Source organism: Ramlibacter sp. (assembly GCF_036676645.1).
Classification (GTDB): domain Bacteria; phylum Pseudomonadota; class Gammaproteobacteria; order Burkholderiales; family Burkholderiaceae_C; genus Ramlibacter.
Genome location: NZ_JAKFCM010000027.1, coordinates 1 through 1,522 on the forward strand (window position 1 = coordinate 1; position 1,522 = coordinate 1,522).

At 72.1% G+C, this 1,522-nt stretch carries 3 protein-coding genes; all 3 read right to left on the bottom strand.

Annotated features, from left to right (window positions below; all coding sequences use genetic code 11):
* A partial coding sequence (locus tag V6M57_RS04620) for a tRNA-guanine transglycosylase (RefSeq protein ID WP_332813813.1) occupies positions 1-194 on the bottom strand: 194 nt, incomplete at its 3' end.
* 157 nt (positions 195-351) lie between these two features.
* Positions 352-720 carry a c-type cytochrome gene (locus V6M57_RS04625; protein WP_332813814.1) on the bottom strand — a complete coding sequence of 123 codons (369 nt, stop codon included), beginning with the start codon at positions 718-720 and terminating at the stop codon, positions 352-354.
* 136 nt (positions 721-856) lie between these two features.
* Positions 857-1,522 (bottom strand): PQQ-dependent sugar dehydrogenase (locus V6M57_RS04630; protein WP_442968778.1); only part of this gene is annotated, 666 nt, incomplete at its 5' end.

Genomic DNA, 1,522 nt, shown 5'->3' on the forward strand with positions numbered 1-1,522 from the left:
CGCATCCAGAGGTGGAAGGTATTGCCCAGGATGATCTGGGCGCCCATGTCTTCGAGGCTGGAGGGCATGACGCCCTTGACCGTGCCGTAGGTGCCCACGGGCATGAAGATGGGGGTTTCAACCACGCCGTGGTTGAGGGTGAGGCGGCCACGGCGCGCGTGGCCTTCGGTCTTGAGCAGGTCGAACTGGAGCATGGGGGCGATTGTCGCCGAGCACGGGTGAGCAATGCCGCCACTGATGTGCCGCCGGCGCGCGGTGCCTCCACCCGGCACACGCCGCGGAACCGGCTTTGCCGGGCCGCCAGCGTGGTCCCCCCTCCCAGGGGGGAAGCCGCGTCAGCGGCGCAGGGGGTCACTCCAGGCTCAGGATCCAGGCCACCAGTTTGGCGGCATCGGCCTCGGACACCACCACCTTGTTGGGCGGCATGGCCAGGCCGCTGACCTTGCCCTTCCAGTGGCTCTCATAAGGGCTGGAGCCGGTCATCACGGTGGCGGTGAGCTGCTGCTGCGCGCCTTTCTGGCTCTTGTATTTGGCCGCGACCTCGCGCCAGGCCGGGCCGATGGGCGGCAGGCCGTTCGGTCCCTTGCCGCCGGGCTCGATGTGGTGGCAGGTCATGCAGCCCGCGTTGTTGGCGAGTTTCAGGACCTCGTCGTCACCCGGTGCGGCCCAGGCCTGGGCGGCGATCAGGGCGGTGGTCAGTGCAATCAAGGAGCGGTTCATGGGGTATTTCTCCGTGGTTTGGCTGGGAACGTTTTCAGGCTAGCAGTCGGACCCGGCGCGGAATTGATCTTTGTCAAGGCGCGCGGTGTCCGTCTCAATCCGAAACAGTCGCGCCGCCCCGGTGCGGCGGCAGCCGTCAGCGGGCGCCTGCGGCCGGCGCCACCACCAGCACGGTGTGGTTGCGGTCTTCCACCACCCACAGGCGGCCTTGCGCGTCCACCGTGGCACCGGCCGGATTGCCCAGCGGGCGCAGGCCCGGCGCGGCGGACCAGCCCGAGACGATGTGCTCGCGCGGGCCCTGCGGCCTGCCGTCGGCCCCCAGCCGCCAGGCCACGATGCGCTGACCCTGGGCGCGGTAGCCGTGCCAGACCGCCAGCAGCCGCCCGCTCCAGGGCGTCGCCGCCTGCCCGGCGCCTGCCGGGGGCACCACCAGCAACTGCAGCGGCGCCACGTGCGCGGGCCAGGCCTGGTGCGGCGGGCGGTGCGCGGGGCCGCTGCAGCGCGCCCGGCCTTCGTAGCCGCGCGCGGCCACGCTGCGGGCGCGCGCATCGCTCACGCAATACGGCCAGCCGAAATGGGCGCCGTCCACCAGCTCGTTGAGCTCTTCGGCCGGGGCTTGGGCATCGCTGTAGTCCACCGAGTTTTCGGCCTGCCAGAGCCGCGCCGGCTGGCGCCCCCGGGCCGGCACCACGGCCAGCCCCAGCGAGTTGCGCAAGCCGGTGGCGTAGGGCCGCAGCGATTGCAGCGTGAAGCCGGGGCCGCCGAGCACCGCTTCGTACACCGCCGCGCGCGGCCGCGCGCC